At 72.3% G+C, this 16,321-nt stretch carries 13 protein-coding genes; 8 read left to right on the top strand and 5 right to left on the bottom strand.

Going from position 1 to position 16,321, the window contains the following annotated elements:
- Positions 1 to 178 precede the first annotated feature (178 nt).
- The 4 genes from G7072_RS03210 to G7072_RS03195 all read left to right on the top strand — a co-directional run bounded on the left by G7072_RS03210 (position 179) and on the right by G7072_RS03195 (position 5,540).
- Positions 179 to 2,665, top strand: a complete 2,487-nt coding sequence (locus G7072_RS03210) for a penicillin acylase family protein (RefSeq protein WP_166084203.1) — start codon at positions 179 to 181, stop codon at positions 2,663 to 2,665.
- A gap of 16 nt (positions 2,666 to 2,681) precedes the next feature.
- Complete coding sequence (gene kynU / locus G7072_RS03205; RefSeq protein ID WP_166084202.1) at positions 2,682 to 3,908, top strand: kynureninase; 1,227 nt, start codon at positions 2,682 to 2,684, stop codon at positions 3,906 to 3,908.
- Between the two features lie 230 nt (positions 3,909 to 4,138).
- Complete coding sequence (locus G7072_RS03200) at positions 4,139 to 4,642, top strand: SigE family RNA polymerase sigma factor (protein WP_166084201.1); 504 nt, start codon at positions 4,139 to 4,141, stop codon at positions 4,640 to 4,642.
- On the top strand, positions 4,635 to 5,540 hold the full coding sequence (locus tag G7072_RS03195) for a hypothetical protein (protein ID WP_166084200.1): 906 nt from the start codon (positions 4,635 to 4,637) through the stop codon (positions 5,538 to 5,540). The genes G7072_RS03200 and G7072_RS03195 overlap by 8 nt, the downstream gene beginning before the upstream one ends.
- 125 nt (positions 5,541 to 5,665) lie before the next feature.
- Here G7072_RS03195 and sucD read toward each other — a convergent pair whose 3' ends face one another.
- Both sucD and sucC read right to left on the bottom strand, forming a co-directional pair.
- Positions 5,666 to 6,559: a succinate--CoA ligase subunit alpha gene (gene sucD / locus G7072_RS03190; RefSeq protein WP_166084199.1), complete on the bottom strand. Its 894-nt coding sequence runs from the start codon at positions 6,557 to 6,559 to the stop codon at positions 5,666 to 5,668.
- An 11-nt stretch (positions 6,560 to 6,570) separates the two neighbouring features.
- Positions 6,571 to 7,734, bottom strand: a complete 1,164-nt coding sequence (gene sucC, locus G7072_RS03185) for an ADP-forming succinate--CoA ligase subunit beta (protein WP_166084198.1) — start codon at positions 7,732 to 7,734, stop codon at positions 6,571 to 6,573.
- A 641-nt stretch (positions 7,735 to 8,375) separates the two neighbouring features.
- Between sucC and G7072_RS03180 the strand changes: the two genes are divergently transcribed.
- Together G7072_RS03180 and G7072_RS03175 are read left to right on the top strand one after the other, a co-directional pair.
- Positions 8,376 to 10,172, top strand: coding sequence for an ABC transporter ATP-binding protein (locus tag G7072_RS03180; protein ID WP_166084197.1), 1,797 nt, complete (start codon positions 8,376 to 8,378; stop codon positions 10,170 to 10,172).
- Positions 10,172 to 11,008, top strand: a complete 837-nt coding sequence (locus tag G7072_RS03175) for a serine/threonine-protein kinase (RefSeq protein WP_166084196.1) — start codon at positions 10,172 to 10,174, stop codon at positions 11,006 to 11,008. Before G7072_RS03180 ends, G7072_RS03175 begins: the two co-directional genes overlap by 1 nt.
- Before the next feature lie 109 nt (positions 11,009 to 11,117).
- Here the strand turns inward: G7072_RS03175 and G7072_RS03170 are convergent, their stop codons facing one another.
- Genes G7072_RS03170 through G7072_RS03160 form a run of 3 tightly spaced genes read right to left on the bottom strand, consistent with a single transcriptional unit; the run spans position 11,118 to position 14,591 of the window.
- Positions 11,118 to 11,864: a succinate dehydrogenase/fumarate reductase iron-sulfur subunit gene (locus G7072_RS03170; RefSeq protein ID WP_166084195.1), complete on the bottom strand. Its 747-nt coding sequence runs from the start codon at positions 11,862 to 11,864 to the stop codon at positions 11,118 to 11,120.
- Complete coding sequence (locus G7072_RS03165) at positions 11,861 to 13,861, bottom strand: fumarate reductase/succinate dehydrogenase flavoprotein subunit (protein ID WP_166084194.1); 2,001 nt, start codon at positions 13,859 to 13,861, stop codon at positions 11,861 to 11,863. The genes G7072_RS03170 and G7072_RS03165 overlap by 4 nt, the downstream gene beginning before the upstream one ends.
- Positions 13,862 to 13,889: 28 nt before the next feature.
- Entirely contained in the window at positions 13,890 to 14,591 is a 702-nt protein-coding gene (locus G7072_RS03160) for a succinate dehydrogenase cytochrome b subunit (RefSeq protein WP_166084192.1), read from the bottom strand.
- 183 nt (positions 14,592 to 14,774) lie between these two features.
- Here G7072_RS03160 and G7072_RS03155 point away from each other — a divergent pair, with 183 nt between their 5' ends.
- Together G7072_RS03155 and G7072_RS03150 are read left to right on the top strand one after the other, a co-directional pair.
- Positions 14,775 to 15,410 (top strand): M23 family metallopeptidase, encoded by a 636-nt coding sequence (locus G7072_RS03155; protein WP_166084191.1) that lies wholly within the window; start codon positions 14,775 to 14,777, stop codon positions 15,408 to 15,410.
- Between the two features lie 67 nt (positions 15,411 to 15,477).
- The gene (locus G7072_RS03150) at positions 15,478 to 15,987 is read left to right on the top strand and encodes a GNAT family N-acetyltransferase (RefSeq protein ID WP_240917124.1); all 510 of its coding nucleotides are present in this window, start codon (positions 15,478 to 15,480) and stop codon (positions 15,985 to 15,987) included.
- Positions 15,988 to 16,321 lie beyond the last annotated feature (334 nt).

Raw genomic sequence — 16,321 nt, 5'->3', positions numbered from 1 at the left:
TCGCCCAGCCCGGCGACGCCTCCGTGCTGCCACGCCGTGAGGTGCGGCGTTCGGCCCCCGGACCGGTGTCTGTCTGTCTACGTTGTCACTGGTCGGCCCCCTGGTCGACCACACGGTCGGCCCCTGGTCGGCCCGGCACGACCCCGCACCCCACGGCGTACGACGAGACGGAGCCCTCATGGACCTGCGACGACTGGCGGCCGGCGGCGCCGCCGCGACGATCTCGGCGGCCCTGCCGCTGGCCCTGCTGGTCCCCGTCAGCGGCGCCGCCCCGGCGGCGGGAGCAGCCGGCGCCACGACGTTGGAGGTGGGCCGCGCGGTGCTCGCGGCCCAGCGCGCTCCCCGCTTCGAGGCCACCGTCACCCGCACGAAGCACGGCATCCCCCACGTGGTCGCCGACGACTGGGGCTCGCTGGGCTACGGCCACGGCTACGCCACCGCGGAGACCAACCTGTGCAACCTCGCCGACACCCTGGTCACGGGCCGCGGCGAGCGCTCCCGGTGGTTCGGGCCCGACGCCCGCTACCAGGACCGGGTCACCCTCGACGCGACCAACCTCCAGACCGACGCCCTCTTCACCGACATCCGCAACCGGAGGGTCGTCGAGGCGCTGCTCGCCGACCCCCAGCGCGGCCCGGGCACCCAGGCCCGCGCGATGGTCCGCGGCTACGTCGCCGGCATCAACCGCTACATCCGCGACGTCGGCGGCAGCAGCGGCGTGAAGGACCCCGCCTGCCGCGGCGCGGGCTACATCCGCCCCGACGCCACCGCGCTGGACGTCTGGTACGGCGTGTACGCCGCCAACCTGCTCGCCTCGACCGGGGTGTTCGTGCCCCAGATCGTCGAGGCCACGCCGCCCACCCCGGGCACACCCGCTCCGGAGCTCGGCGCCGGCGGCTTCCCCGCGGCCCCGACCGAGCTGCCGGCGGCCGACGACCTGCGGGCCCACCTCGGCAAGGACCCGGCCGGCTTCGGGTCCAACGCCACCGCGGTGGGCTCCGAGTCCACCTCGACCGGGCGCGGGATGGTGCTGGGCAACCCCCACTTCCCGTGGCGCGGCCGCTACCGCTTCGAGCAGGTGCAGCTGACCATCCCCGGCACCTACGACGTGGCCGGGGCCAGCCTCATCGGCTCGCCGGTCGTCAACATCGGCTGGAACAAGCGGGTGGCGTGGAGCCACACGGTCTCGACGGCCTACCGGTTCACCCCCTACGAGTACCGCACCGTGCCCGGCTCGCCCACGACGTACCTCACCGAGGACGGGCCCACCGAGCTCGACCGGCGCGTGGTGGAGGTCCGGGTCAAGCGCCCGAACGGCGACGTCGACACGGTCACCGAGGACCTATACCGCACCGGCCAGGGCTACGTGCTCGACGACTCCGCCACCCTCCAGGTCTGGAGCCCGGCGAGCTTCTTCGCCCTCCGCGACGCCAACGGCGAGCACCTGCGCACCGTCGACACCTTCCTCGAGATGGGCAAGGCCACCGACGTCCACGACCTGCTGCGCCGTCAGGACCGCGCCGCCGGCATGCCGTGGGTCAACACCACGGCCGCCGACCGCACCGGCGAGGTGCTCTACGCCGACCACTCCGTGGTGCCCAACGTGCCCGACGAGCTGGTGCAGGAGTGCGCCACCCCGACCGGGCAGGTGCTGTTCAACCTGGCCGGCCTGCCGGCACTGGACGGCACCCGGGCGGAGTCGAGCTGCGCCTGGCGCACCGACGCCGACGCCAGCCGGCCGGGCATCTTCGGCCCGGCGAACCTGCCGCTGGCCGACCGCCGCGACTGGGTGGCCAACGCTAACGACAGCTACTGGCTGCCGAACCCCGAGGAGCGGCTGGAGGGCTTCGCCCGCATCATCGGCTGCGAGGAGTGCGAGCGCACGCCCCGCACCCGCATGGTCTACCGCTACGTCCTGGACCGGCTCGCCGGCGAGGACGACCTCGGTGCGGGCCGGAAGGTCACCCCGCGCACGCTGCGGCTCTTCGAGCACACCAACCGGGTCTTCGCCGCCGAGCTGGCGCGCGAGAACGGCGACCTGCAGACGGTCTGCGAGGCCGCGGCCGGCGGGGAGGCCTGCGACGTGCTCGCCGCCTGGGACGGGCGCAGCGACGTCACCAGCCGGGGCAACCACGTCTTCGAGGAGTTCTGGAAGCGCGTTCCCACCGAAGGCCGCTGGCAGGTGCCGTTCGACCCGGCCGACCCGGTCGGCACCCCGCGCGACCTCAACGAGACCAACCCCCAGGTGGTGCAGGCGATGCGCGACGCGCTGGACTCCCTGCAGCAGCGCGACATCGCGTTCGACGCGCCGTGGGGCAGCCTGCACGTCGCCGGCGACGAGGGTGCCCCCCTGGTCGGCATCGGCGGCGGCGAGGGCGACACCGGCAACGCCAACGTCACGGTGTCGCGGATGCCGGGGGCCCACCTCGACCGCTACTCCCCCGTCAGCTACGGCTCCTCGCACATCCAGGCGGTCGCGTTCGGCGACCGCGGCCGGGTGGACGCGCGCACGATCCTGACCTACTCCCAGGCCACGGACACCTCGTCACGCTTCAGCGACGACCAGACGCGCCTGTTCAGCCGGGAGGAGTGGGTGCGCTTCGCCTTCACCCCGGCGCAGATCCGTCGCGACGCCATCAGTCGGCGGGTGCTGCGGGGCAGCTGAGCCTAGGGTCGGGGTCATGACGCTGACCCGTGAGGACGCCGTACGCCTCGACGCCGACTCGCCGCTGCCGTCGCGGCGCGAGCTGTTCGACCTGCCCGACGGCATGGTCTACCTGTGCGGCAACTCGCTCGGCCCGCTGGTGCGCTCGGTGCCGGACCGGGTCGCGGACGTCGTACGACGGGAGTGGGGCGCGGGCCTGGTCTCCTCCTGGAACGCCGCCGGCTGGACGCACCTGGCCGCCCGCGTCGGTGCCCGGCTGGCGCCGCTCGTGGGCGTCGAGGCCGCCGACGTCACCGTCGGGGACTCGACCAGCGTCACGCTGTTCAAGACGTTCGTGGCCGCGGCCCGGCTGCGCCCCGACCGGCGGGTGATCGTGGTCGAGCGCTCGACCTTCCCGACCGACGGCTACGTCGCGGCCGGTGTCGCGCGCACGCTGGGCCTCGAGCTGCGCTGGGCGGACCCGGCCGACCCGACCGCCTCCCTCGACGAGGACGTCGCGGTGCTGGCGCTGACCCAGGTCGACTTCCGCAGCGGCGCGCTCTACGACGTGGCGGCGGTGACGGCGGCCGCGCACGAGGTCGGCGCGGTGACGGTGTGGGACCTGTGCCACTCCACGGGGGCGGTGCCGGTGGACCTGACCGCGGCGGACGCCGACTTCGCGGTGGGCTGCACCTACAAGTACCTCAACGGCGGTCCCGGCTCACCCGCCTTCGTCTGGGTCGCGCCCCGGCACCAGGACGCCCTCGAGCAGCCGGTCCAGGGCTGGTGGGGCCACGCGGACCCGTTCGCGATGTCGCTGGAATTCACCCCCGCCGCGGGGGTGCAGCAGATGGTCGTCGGCACCCCGCCGGTGATCGCGCTGTCGGCGCTCGAGGAGTCGCTGACGGCGTTCGAGGGCGTGGCGGTGGCCGACCTGCGGGCCGCGTCGCTGTCGCTGACCGACCTGTTCGTCGCTCTCGTCGACGAGCGGGTGCCGTCGGTGGAGGTCGTGACGCCGCGCGAGCACGCCCGCCGCGGCAGCCAGGTGGCGCTGCGCCACGACGAGGCCTACGGGATCGTCCAGGCCCTGATCGCCCGGGGCGTGGTCGGCGACTTCCGCTCCCCCGACATCGCCCGCTTCGGCTTCGCCCCGCTCTACAACACCCACGTCGAGGTCTTCGACGCCGTGGACGCGCTCGTGACGGTCCTGGCCTCCGACGAGCACCGCGCCCCGGCGTACGCCTCCCGCCTCGCCGTCACCTGACCCCCCGCCCGCCCGTCCGTCCGCCCGCCCGCCCGTCCGCCCGTCCGTCTCGCAGAGACCGCATGTAACGCGGGGTTATGGACGCCCCCCAAGGCGCACACCGCGTGGGAGGCGTCCACAACCCCTGCTCACATGCGGCGCGACCACGTCAAGTCCGCGACACGCGATGCAACCGGACGGCGGGCCCGGGCGTCGTGCAGGGTGACAGAAGCCCACCGAGGGGAGCCGAGATGGAGACAGGAGAGTTCGACGCGTTGTACGACGCGTCGCACGCCCGTCTGGTCCACCAGATCCACGCCATGACCGGCGACCGGGACGGAGCCGAGGAGAGCGTGCAGGAGGCGTTCGCCCGGGCCTGGGCCCGCCGACGCGCGTTCGCCGAGGTCCACAACCCGGAGGCCTGGTTGCGGACGGTCGCCTACCGGCACGCGGTCAGCCGGTGGCGCTCGCTGGGCCGCGCTCGTCGTACGGCGGACCGCGCCCTGGAGCCCGAGCGCTTCTCACCGGGGCCCGACGAGAACCACGTCGCCCTGATGGCCGCGCTCGACCGGCTCCCGAACGACCAGCGCCGGGCCCTGGTCCTGCACCACCTGTGCGACCTCAGCGTCGCGCAGGTCGCCGACGAGGTCGGTGCCCCGGTGGGCACCGTCAAGGCCCGCCTCTCGCGCGGGCGCACCGCGCTGCAGCAGCTGCTCACCGCCACCGACCTGGACGAGGGAGCCTCCCGTGCCTGACACCTTCGACGACCACTTCGCCGACCTCCGCGCGGTCCCGCCCGCGCCCGGCTCCCCCGCCGACGCCCGCCGTCGGGGCGACCACCTGCGCCGACGCCGTACGGCGACCGTGGCCGCCGGCAGCGCCCTCGCGGTGGCCCTGACCGTGGGAGGCGTGGCCTGGAGCCAGGCCGGCACGCAGAGCCGGTCGCAGGACCCCGTTGCTCCGTCCCCGAGCGTGGTGGAGCCCAGCCCCTCCGAGCCCGCGCCCACTCCGTCCGAGTCCGCCCCCGCGCCGAGCGAGACGCCGGACGCCGACCTCACCCCGGAGCCGGGCGGGCCGGCGCAGACCGCGATCGCACCCGACTTCCCGCTGCTCGACGGCTGGCCCGAGCCCGACCCGGAGGACGTCGCGGTGCGCGGACCGTCGCCGGACCTGAGGGTCTTCGACGAGCGGATGGTGTGCGGGCAGACCGTGGACCTGCTGCCGAGCGGCGGCGTCGAGCAGCTCGGCGCCCGCCAGATGGGCATCACCCGCGGCGGCGACCGGCTGCTCGTGACGTTCCCGGACGCCGCCGCGGCCGGTGCCGCGCTCGAGCGCGTCGTGACGGCGCTCGACCGGTGCCCGCGCGACCCGTCGTCCCCGGACGACGAGGAGGTGCTGGTCAGCGTCGTCGAGCCGGTGGACCTCGGTGACGAGGCGCAGCGGGTCACGCTGGGCTCGGAGTACGGCGACACCCCCGGCCTCTACCTGACCGTCTACCACCTGGTGCGACAGGGCAACGCGCTGCTGCTCGACGAGATCGGCAGTGAGGGCGGTGGCAGCAAGCAGGGCGTGACCCGCGAGCAGCGCGACGCCCGGGACGCGGTCACGGGTGTCGTCGAGGCGATGTGCGTCTACCGCGACGGCGGCTGCTGAGGCCGGCGGCGGAGCGGCGTACGTGGGGCCTGCTTCCCGAACGAAACCGGCGCTTCCCGAGTGATGCTTCGCTCGGGAAGCGCCGGTTTCACTAGGTACCTGGTGAAACCGGCACCCCTACCAAGTCAGCGGTTCTGGAGGATCTCCCGCATCAGCTGGGCGGTCGCGGACGGCGTCTTGCCGACCTTGACGCCGACGGCCTCGAGGGCCTCCTGCTTGGCGGCGGCGGTGCCCGCGGAGCCGGAGACGATGGCGCCGGCGTGGCCCATGGTCTTGCCCTCGGGGGCGGTGAAGCCGGCGACGTAGCCGACGACCGGCTTGGTCACGTGGTCCTTGATGTACGCCGCCGCCCGCTCCTCGGCGTCGCCACCGATCTCACCGATCATCACGATGGCCTCGGTGTCGGGGTCCTCCTCGAACGCCTTGAGGGCGTCGATGTGGGTGGTCCCGACGATCGGGTCGCCGCCGATGCCGATGGCGGTCGAGAAGCCGAAGTCCCGCAGCTCGAACATCATCTGGTAGGTCAGCGTGCCGGACTTCGACACCAGACCGATGGGGCCCTTGCCCGCGATGGTGTGCGGGGTGATGCCGGCCAGCGACTCCTCCGGGGTGATGATGCCCGGGCAGTTCGGCCCGATCATCCGGGTGCCGGCGTGGTTGGCGTCGCTCTCGAGGTAGGCCCAGACCTCGGCGGTGTCCTGCACCGGCACGCCCTCGGTGATGACCACGAGCAGGCCGATGCCGGCGTCGATGGCCTCGATGCAGGCGTCCTTGGTGAAGGCCGGCGGGACGAACGCGACCGACACGTCGGCGCCGGTCTCCTTCATCGCCTCGCCGACGCTGCCGAAGACCGGCAGGTCCTTGCCGCCCAGCTCGACGCTGGTGCCGGCCTTGCGGGCGTTGACGCCGCCGACGATGTTCGTCCCGGCCTCGACCATGAGGGTGGTGTGCTTGGCGCCCATGCCCCCGGTCATGCCCTGGACGATGACCTTCGAGCTCTTGTTCAGGTAGATCGACATGTTCCTCGTCCTCAGGCGTTCGCCAGCTCGGCGGCCTTGTCGGCCGCGCCGTCCATGGTGTCCACCTGCGTCACGAGCGGGTGGTTCAGCTCGTCGAGGATCGCGCGACCCTTCTCGACGTTGTTGCCGTCGAGGCGTACGACGAGCGGCTTGGTCGCCTCGTCGCCGAGGATCTCCAGCGCACCCTTGATGCCGTTGGCGACCTCGTCGCAGGCGGTGATGCCGCCGAAGACGTTGACGAAGACGCTCTTGACCTGCTCGTCGTTGAGGATCACGTCGAGGCCGTCGGCCATGACCTGCGCGTTGGCGCCGCCGCCGATGTCGAGGAAGTTGGCGGGCTTGACGCCGCCGTGCGCCTCACCGGCGTAGGCCACGACGTCGAGGGTGCTCATCACGAGCCCCGCGCCGTTGCCGATGATGCCGACCTGGCCGTCGAGCTTGACGTAGTTGAGGCCCTTGTCCTTGGCCTTTGCCTCCAGCGGGTCGGTCTCCTCGCGGATCTCGAACTCGGCGTGGTCCTCGTGGCGGAACTCCGCGTTCTCGTCGAGCGAGACCTTGCCGTCGAGCGCCTCCAGCTTGTCGCCCTCGAGGCGGGCGAGCGGGTTGACCTCGACGAGAGTGGCGTCCTCCTCGACGAAGACCTTCCAGAGCGCCTTGACCATGGTCACGGCCTGGTCGCGCAGCTCGGACGGGAAGCCCGCCTCGTCCACGATGGCCTGCGCCTTCGCGTCGTCGACACCGGTGCCGGCGTCGATGGCGATCTTCTTGACCGCGTCGGGGTTGGTCTTGGCGACCTCCTCGATCTCGACGCCGCCCTCGACGCTGGCGATGCAGAGGTAGGAGCGGTTCGAGCGGTCGAGCAGGAAGGAGAAGTAGTACTCCTCCACCGGCGGGGTGGCCGGGGTGACGAGCACCCGGTTGACCGGCAGGTCCTTGATGGTCAGCGCGAGGATCGCCTCGGCGTGCTGCTGCGCCTCGTCGGCGGTCTTGGCGATCTTGACGCCGCCGGCCTTGCCGCGGCCGCCGGCCTTGACCTGCGCCTTGACGACGGTGACGCCACCGATCTCCTCGGCGGCGGCCCGGGCCTCGTCGGGGGTGGTGACGACCGTCCCCAACGTGGTGGTCACGCCGTGCTTGGCGAAGAGCTCCTTCGCTTGGTACTCCATCAGGTCCACGGGTTCAGCCTTCTCTTCTCGGATGCACGCCAGCGCAGGGCTGGGTGGGGCCGTTCGGGCCCGGTGACTGCCGGTCCGACCCTAGCCCTGTCGACACGCCGGGCACCACGAACCCCCCTATCGCCCGCGTCACACCGGCGCGGACCGTCGTACGCCGTCCCCCGCGCCTCCCTGCCGCCACATGAGAACTCTCATGAAAGCGGTCTCACACGCGACTCACGCCCCTCACACGTCCCGGGCCCAGAGTCCTGGTCATCGCCGGAGCACCCCCGCACCGGCGGCTCATCACCACCGAGGAGGTCATCCCCATGGCTCGATCCAGTGTTCTCAAGGCGCTCCAGCCGGCGCGCATGGCGCGTGCCGGTCGCAGCGACAGCAACGACAGCGACGACCGTCGTCGCCGCCGGCGTCGGCGCCGGAACCGTCGTCGCATGCGTCGTCGCCGGAACCGCAGCAACAGCCGCAGCCGCACGAACTGACGCGGCCCGCCGACAGGGCAGCGAGCCGGTGCCTCCCAGACCGGCCCGACCACCCTGTCGGTGCACGACCCGAGGCCCCGGGACCGGCAGCAGCCGGTCCGGGGCCCTCGCGGGTCCAGCCCCGTCTCCCCCAGTCCGCTCCCACTACCAGGAGATCCGCCCATGGGACAGCAGTGGGACCGCGCCGTCGCCTCGTTGCGGCCCGAGGCCGACGACGCCCCGATCGTCGAGCACGCCCCCGGCCTGACGCTGCGCGAGGTCGTGACCCGCTTCTGGCCCCGGCTGCGCCCGCTGCGCCGCTGGCTCGTGCTGGCCGTCGGGCTGCTCGCGGCCGCCCCGGCCATCGAGGTGGCCGAGATCCTGCTCTTCCAGCGCCTGGTCGACGACGTCCTCGTCCCGGCCGAGTGGCGCCCGCTGGTCTGGCTGGCCGCCGTCTACCTGAGCCTGAACCTGCTGAGCGCGGTCATCTCCGGCGTCGACGACTACCTCGCCACCTGGATCTCGCAGAAGTTCCTGCTCGACCTGCGCGTCGACGTGTTCCGCCACGTGCTGTCGCTGCCCCTGCACGTCCACGAGCGGCGGCGCCTCGGCGACGTCATCTCGCGCCTCACCTCCGACGTCGCGGCCGTCGAGACCTTCATGATCGGCCACATGGCCGGCGGCATCGACGCCGTGGTCCGCATCGTGTTCTTCGTCGGGGCGCTGTTCTACCTCGACTGGGCGCTCGCTCTCGCGAGCCTGGTCGTCGTCCCCCTCTTCTGGTGGGTCTCGCGCCGCTTCGCCGACTTCGTGCGCCGCCTCTCGCGCGAGCGCCGTCGTCGCTCGGGCTCGCTGAGCGCCGTGACCGAGGAGAACCTCTCCAACGGTCCGCTCGTGCAGAGCTACAACCGTGAGGCCGACGCCGTCGGTCGCTACCACCGGCAGAACCAGGCGATCTTCTCCGCCGAGCTCGCCGGCAGCCGAGTCCGCGGCGTCTTCCTGCCCCTGGTCGACCTCACCGAGCTCGCCGGCACCCTCACCGTCGTCGCGATGGGGGTCTGGGCGCTCGACAGCGGCCGGCTGACCCTGGGCGGGCTGCTGGCGTTCCTCACCCTGCTGGCGCAGTGCTACCGCCCGATCCGCGACCTCGCGGACCTGCTGCCGTCCCTGTACTCCGCGACGGCCGGCATCGAGCGGCTCGTCGAGCTGCTCGACGAGGAGCCGCCGCGGGACCGGCCCGGCGCCGTCCCGCTCGTGGCGCCGCGCGGCGTCGTCCGCCTCGAGCACGTCACCGCCCGCTACCCCGGTGCCCCCGCGACGGCGCTCGACGACGTCAGCCTCGAGCTCCACCCCGGCGAGGTCGTGGCCGTGGTCGGGGGTAGCGGCGCCGGCAAGTCCACCCTGGCCCGGGTGCTCACCCGCCACCTCGACCCGGAGGCCGGCAGGGTGACCATCGACGGCGTACCGGTGGCGGACGTGACCCTCGGGTCCCTGCGCGACGCGGTCACCGTCGTGCTGCAGGAGACCCTGCTGCTCGACGCGACCGTGGCGGAGAACATCGCCTTCGCCCGCCCGGGCGCGACCCGTGACGACGTACGTCGTGCCGCGCGCGCCGCGGACGCCGACGGCTTCATCGACGCGCTGCCCGAGGGCTACGACACCCGGGTCGGCCAACGCGGCCGGCTGCTCTCCGGCGGCCAGCGGCAACGGCTGTCCCTGGCCCGGGCGCTGCTGCGCGACAGCCCGGTCCTCGTGCTCGACGAGCCCACGACCGGGCTCGACCCCGACACCGCCCGCCGCGTGCTGGCGCCGCTGCGGCGGGCTGCGCGGGACCGTACCGTCGTGATCGTGACCCACGACCCCGTCGCGCTCGAGATCGCCGACCGCACGGTCCGGCTCGAGGACGGCCGCGTGGTCGACGCGGCGGCCGGCGCGGCAGCCGGGGCAGCATCCGGGGCATCCGGGGCGGTGGTGCGCTGATGTTCCGACGAGCGAGCGAGGGCTTCCGCCCGGTGCCCGTGGGAGCGCAGGTGCTGCCCGGCTACGAGGTCGTCGCGCTGCTGGCGCACGGCAGGCGGATGGACACCTACGACGTCCACAGCGTGGAGCGGGACTGCCGGTGCGTGGTCAAGATCCTGCGCGAGGACCGGCGCGACGAGCCCGGCGTGCGGGCCGCGGTCGAGCTCGAGGGGACCCTGCTGTGCGAGCTGCAGCACCCCCACCTGGTCCGCGGCTACGAGGTGCACCGCGACCCGGCGCCGGCGATGGTGCTCGAGACCCTCACGGGCGCGACCCTTGACGCGATGCTGGAGGAGGGGCCGCTGTCGGTCGCCGACACCGCGCTGCTCGGGCTCCAGCTGGCGTCGGTGCTCGGCTACCTGCACCGCAAGGGCTGGCTGCACCTCGACCTCAAGCCGGCCAACGTCGTGGTGGAGCAGGGCCGTGCCACCCTCATCGACCTGAGCCTCGCCGGGCGCGCAGGGTCGGGCCGTCGCGGCGCCGGCACCCGTGGCTACCTCGCGCCCGAGCAGGCGCTCGGGGAGGGCCTGTCGGCCGCCACCGACGTCTGGGGGCTCAGCGTCACGCTGGTGGAGGCGCTGACCGGCGACCTGCCCCACGGCGACGAGGCCACCTGGGACAGCCGACGCCGGGTGTGGCCGGTCCACCGCCGCGCCCCGGGGCGGGTGCCGTCGCTCGACAGCGTCCCCCCGGCGTACGACGAGCTGCTGCGCGCCTGCCTGGAGCGCGACCCGGCGGCCCGGCCGACGTTGCTCGACGTCAGGACGGTGCTGGGCGAGCTGGTCGGCCCGACCTGAGCCGAGACCGGCCGAGCTCCCCTGACGAAACCGGCGCTTCCCGCACGATGCTTCGCTCGGGAAGCGCCGGTTTCACCAGGTACCTAGTGAAACCGACACGGGCCAGCCGTCAGCTGGGGGCGTGACGCAGCGCGGTGCGCAGGTCCTTGTTCAGCTGCGAGATGACGTCGAGCGGGATGCCCTTGGGGCAGGCGGAGGCGCACTCGCCGATGTTGGTGCAGCCGCCGAAGCCCTCGTGGTCGTGCTGCGAGACCATGCCGAGCACCCGCTCGTGACGCTCGGCCTGACCCTGCGGCAGCTCACCGAGGTGGGTGATCTTGGCGCCGAGGAACAGCGAGGCGGAGGCGTTCGGGCAGGCCGCGACGCAAGCGCCGCAGGCGATGCAGGTGGCGGTGTCGAACGCCCGGTCGGCGTTCTCCTTCGGCACCGGGGTGGCGTGCGCGTCGGGGGCCGAGCCGGTGTTGACGGAGATGAACCCGCCGGCCTGGATCATCCGGTCGAAGGCCGTGCGGTCGACGACGAGGTCCTTGAGGACCGGGAACGCGTCGGCGCGCCACGGCTCGATCGTGATCGTCTCGCCGTCCTTGAAGGACCGCATGTGCAGCTGGCAGGTGGTGGTGACCTCCGGGCCGTGGGCCTGGCCGTTGATCATCAGCCCGCACGAGCCGCAGATGCCCTCGCGACAGTCGTGGTCGAAGGCGATCGGCTCCTCGTCGGCGGCGTTGAGCTTCTCGTTGAGCACGTCGAGCATCTCGAGGAACGACATGTCCTCGGAGATGTCGTCGAGCTCGTAGTCGACCATCCCGCCCTTGGCGCGGGCGTTCTCCTGGCGCCAGATCTTGAGGTTCAGTCTCACTTGTAGCTCCGCTGCTTCATCTCGACGAACTCGTACACGAGGTTCTCCTTGTGCAGGACGGGCTTCCCGAGGTCGTGGTCGCCGCCCGCGAACTCCCAGGCCGCGACGTAGGCGTAGTCGTCGTCCTGACGCAGCGCCTCGCCGTCCTCGGTCTGCGACTCGGCGCGGAAGTGGCCGCCGCACGACTCGCGCCGGTTGAGGGCGTCGATGCACATCAGTTCGCCCAGCTCGAGGAAGTCGGCCACGCGGCCGGCCTTCTCCAGGGACTGGTTGATGCTCTCGGCGCTGCCGAGGACCTTGACGTTCTCCCAGAAGTCGGTCCGCAGGTCGCGGATCAGACCGATGGCCTTGTTGAGGCCCTCCTCGGTCCGCTCCATGCCGCAGTAGTCCCACATGATCTGGCCCAGCTCGCGGTGGTAGCTGTCCACCGAGCGGGTGCCCTTGACCGACAGGAACCGGCTGATGCGGCTCTCGACCGACTCGCGGGCCTCGACGACCGCGGGGTGCTCCTCGTCGACCTTCTCGAACGGGCCGTCGGCGAGGTAGTCGCGGATGGTGTTCGGCAGCACGAAGTAGCCGTCGGCCAGGCCCTGCATGAGGGCGGACGCGCCGAGGCGGTTGGCGCCGTGGTCGGAGAAGTTGGCCTCACCGGTGACGAAGAGCCCCGGGATGGTCGACTGCAGGTCGTAGTCGACCCAGAGCCCGCCCATCACGTAGTGCACCGCGGGGTAGATCCGCATCGGCGTCGCGTAGGGGTCCTCGCCGGTGATGCGGGCGTACATGTCGAAGAGGTTGCCGTACTTCGACTCGACGGTCTTGCGCCCCATCCGCTCGATGGCGTCGGCGAAGTCGAGGTAGACGCCGAGCCCGCCCGGGCCGACACCCTTCTCGGCGTCGCACTGGTACTTCGCGGCGCGCGAGGCGATGTCGCGCGGCACCAGGTTGCCGAAGCTCGGGTAGATCCGCTCCAGGTAGTAGTCGCGGTCCTCCTCGGCGATGTCGCGCGGGTCCTTGTCGCGGTCCTCGCGGTTCTTCGGCACCCAGATGCGGCCGTCGTTGCGCAGCGACTCGCTCATCAGCGTCAGCTTCGACTGGTGCTCGCCGGAGACCGGGATGCAGGTCGGGTGGATCTGCGTGTAGCAGGGGTTCGCCATGTAGGCGCCCTTGCGGTGCGCGCGCCAGGACGCGGTGACGTTGCAGCCCATCGCGTTGGTCGAGAGGTAGAAGACGTTGCCGTAGCCGCCGGAGGCGAGCACGACGACGTCGGCGAGGTGGGTCTCGATCTCGCCGGTGACCATGTCGCGGGCGATGATGCCGCGGGCCTTGCCGTCGACGACGACGAGCTCGAGCATCTCGTGACGGGCGTACGTCGCGACGGTCCCGGCCCCGACCTGGCGCTCCAGGGCCTGGTAGGCGCCGATGAGGAGCTGCTGGCCGGTCTGGCCGCGGGCGTAGAAGGTGCGCGACACCTGCACGCCGCCGAAGGAGCGGTTGTCGAGCAGGCCGCCGTACTCGCGTGCGAAGGGCACGCCCTGGGCGACGCACTGGTCGATGATGTTGACGCTGACCTCGGCCAGGCGGTGCACGTTGGACTCGCGGCTGCGGTAGTCGCCGCCCTTGACGGTGTCGTAGAAGAGCCGGTGGACCGAGTCGCCGTCGCCCTTGTAGTTCTTGGCCGCGTTGATGCCGCCCTGGGCGGCGATCGAGTGCGCCCGGCGCGGGGAGTCCTGGTAGAAGAACGCCTTCACCGCGTAGCCGGCCTCGCCCATGGTGGCCGCCGCCGAGGCGCCGGCGAGACCGGTGCCGACGATGATCACGCTGAGCTTGCGGCGGTTGGCCGGGTTGACCAGCCGGGAGTCGAACTGGCGGTTGGTCCAGCGCATCTCGATGGGGCCGGACGGCGCCTTGGCGTCGGTCAGCGGCTCGCCCTCGAGGAAGTACTCGGCGGCGTCGCCGGAGCCGTTGCGGGTGCCCGCGGGCAGGGTGACCTCAGTCATCGGAGAGACCTCACTCGAATCACTCGAATCATTCGACGATGCCGACCAGGACGGACAGCGGGACGATCGCGAACCCGCCGGCGATCACGACGGCGAGGGTGTAGCCGGCGACGTTGGCACGCTGGCGCGCCGCCGGGCTGCCGGTCAGGCCCAGGGTCTGCGCTGCGCTCCAGGTGCCGTGACGCAGGTGCATCGCGAGCGCGCCCATGGCGAGCAGGTAGACGACCGGGACCCACCACTGGTCGGGCGAGAAGCTGTTGACCAGGCGCTGGTAGGGGCTGTCGGAGTCCCCGCCGGGGGTGATGGTGCGGGTCGTGAAGTGCAGGATGTGGAACACCACGAACAGCAGCAGCGCCAGGCCGCCCCACCGCATGGTCTTCGACGACCAGGTCGAGTGCACGCGCTTCGCGACGGTGTACTTCTGCGTGCGAGCCCCGTGGGCGCGACGCCACAGCGTCACCGCGGAGTAGACGTGCACGACCAGCGAGCCCAGCAGGACCACGCGGATGATCCACAGCAGGCCGGAGTACGGCAGGATCGGCTCGCCGAACTCACGCAGGTGCTCGGCGTAGGAGTCGAAGCTCTCCTGGCCGCCGAAGACCTTCAGGTTGCCGTACATGTGGAGCAGCACGTAGCCGATGAAGACCAGACCGGTGCCTGCCATGAGGAGCTTGAGCAGGATCGTCGAGGTCCGTGACCGGGCCGCCAGGGACGGGGTGGTGGTTGTCACGGTGCCAAAGTATCCCGTGCACCCTGCCGAGGTGCCGCAAGTGGGTGTGACATTCCCCCCTCTGCCGCACAATGGAGGGCGGACCTCGACATCGTGGGGCACGAAGTCCGACGAAACCGCGCGATCCTCCACGCCCGTCCCGCGCACCACGACCGTCCACCGCTCGCCACCCAGGAGACACGCATGCCGCTGCCGACCCGCACCCGTCGTACGGCGATGCTGCTCGGCTCCGTGGTCGTGGCCGGACTCGCGCTCGTCCCCACCGCGGCCCAGGCGGAGTCCGCCGACGACGCCTTCGCCGCCATGGCCGGCCAGGACGACGTGCAGTCCCGCTCCGGGCAGGCCCGCGAGGAGAACGCCGCCCTGGCCGAGCTCGCCGCCAGCGCCGAGAAGGCCGCGGCCAAGATCGCGCTCAACGCCTGGCAGCTGCCCATCGCCTCCGGCGTCTACGAGCTCACCGCGACGTTCGGCCAGTGCAGCGGGCTGTGGTCGCACTGCCACACCGGCCTCGACTTCGCCGCCCCGGAGGGCACGCCCATCAAGGCACTGGCCAACGGCGTCGTCAGCGAGACCGGATGGGCCGGCGCCTACGGCAACCGCACCGTGATCACCCTCGACGACGGCACCGACCTCTGGTACTGCCACCAGTCGCAGTTCGGCGTCAAGGAGGGCCAGCCCGTCGTGGGCGGCCAGACCATCGGCTACGTCGGCTCCACCGGCAACTCGACCGGCCCGCACCTCCACCTCGAGGTCCGCCCCGGCGGCGGCGACGCCGTCGACCCCGCCCGCGCCCTCGCGGTGCGCGGCACCGCCCCCTGATCCCGTCCGGCCGCCCTCGGCGCGTCCCGGATCGCGCGCTGCTCCGCGCGCCCCTAGGCTCCCGGGCGTGCCTTCGTCACCCGTTCCGCGCGTGATCCGTCCGGCCACCCCTGACGACTGGACCGCGATCTGGCCGGTCTTCCGCGCCACCGTCGCGGCCGGCGAGACCTACGCCTACCCCGAGGACCTGACCTCGGCGCAGGCAGCCGACCTCTGGCTGGAGCGCCCGCCCGGCGCGACGGTGGTGCTCGAGGAGGACGGCACGCTGCTGGGCACGGCGAAGATGGGGCCGAACCGGCCGGGCCGCGGCGATCACGTCGGGACGGCGTCGTTCCTGGTCGCCGAGTCGGCGCGCGGTCGGGGCGTGGGACGCGCCCTGGCGGAGCACGTCGTGGCGTGGCACCGCGCGCAGGGCTTTCGCGGCATCCAGTTCAACGCCGTCGTCGAGACCAACACCGCCGCGGTGCGGCTGTGGCAGTCGCTCGGCTTCGTGATCGTCGGCACCGTGCCCGGCGCCTTCCGCTCCGCGAGCCACGGGTACGTCGGCCTGCACGTCATGCACCTCGACCTGACCTGACCGACCCCGGTGGTCGATCTCGACGAGCTCGATCCAGGGAGCAGGTCGCGCAGCGACCGTCGTCGAGACCCCTCCACCAGACCCACCCCGGTGGTCGATCTCGACGAGCTCGAACCAGGGAGCAGGTCGCGCAGCGACCGTCGTCGAGACCTCTCGACCAGACCCACCCCGGTGGTCGATCTCGACGAACTCGAACCAGGGAGCAGGTCGCGCAGCGACCGTCGTCGAGACCTCTCGACCAGACCCACCCCGGTGGTCGAGCAGGTCGCGCAGCGACCGTCGTCGAGACCTCTCGACCTGACGGGTCGACCCGACCGGACCGGCGATGCGGGCC

It is taken from the genome of Nocardioides sp. HDW12B (assembly GCF_011299595.1).
Classification (GTDB): Bacteria; Actinomycetota; Actinomycetes; order Propionibacteriales; family Nocardioidaceae; genus Marmoricola_A.
The sequence above is the reverse complement of the archived record's forward strand: the minus strand, read 5'-3'. Positions and strand labels throughout refer to the sequence as shown.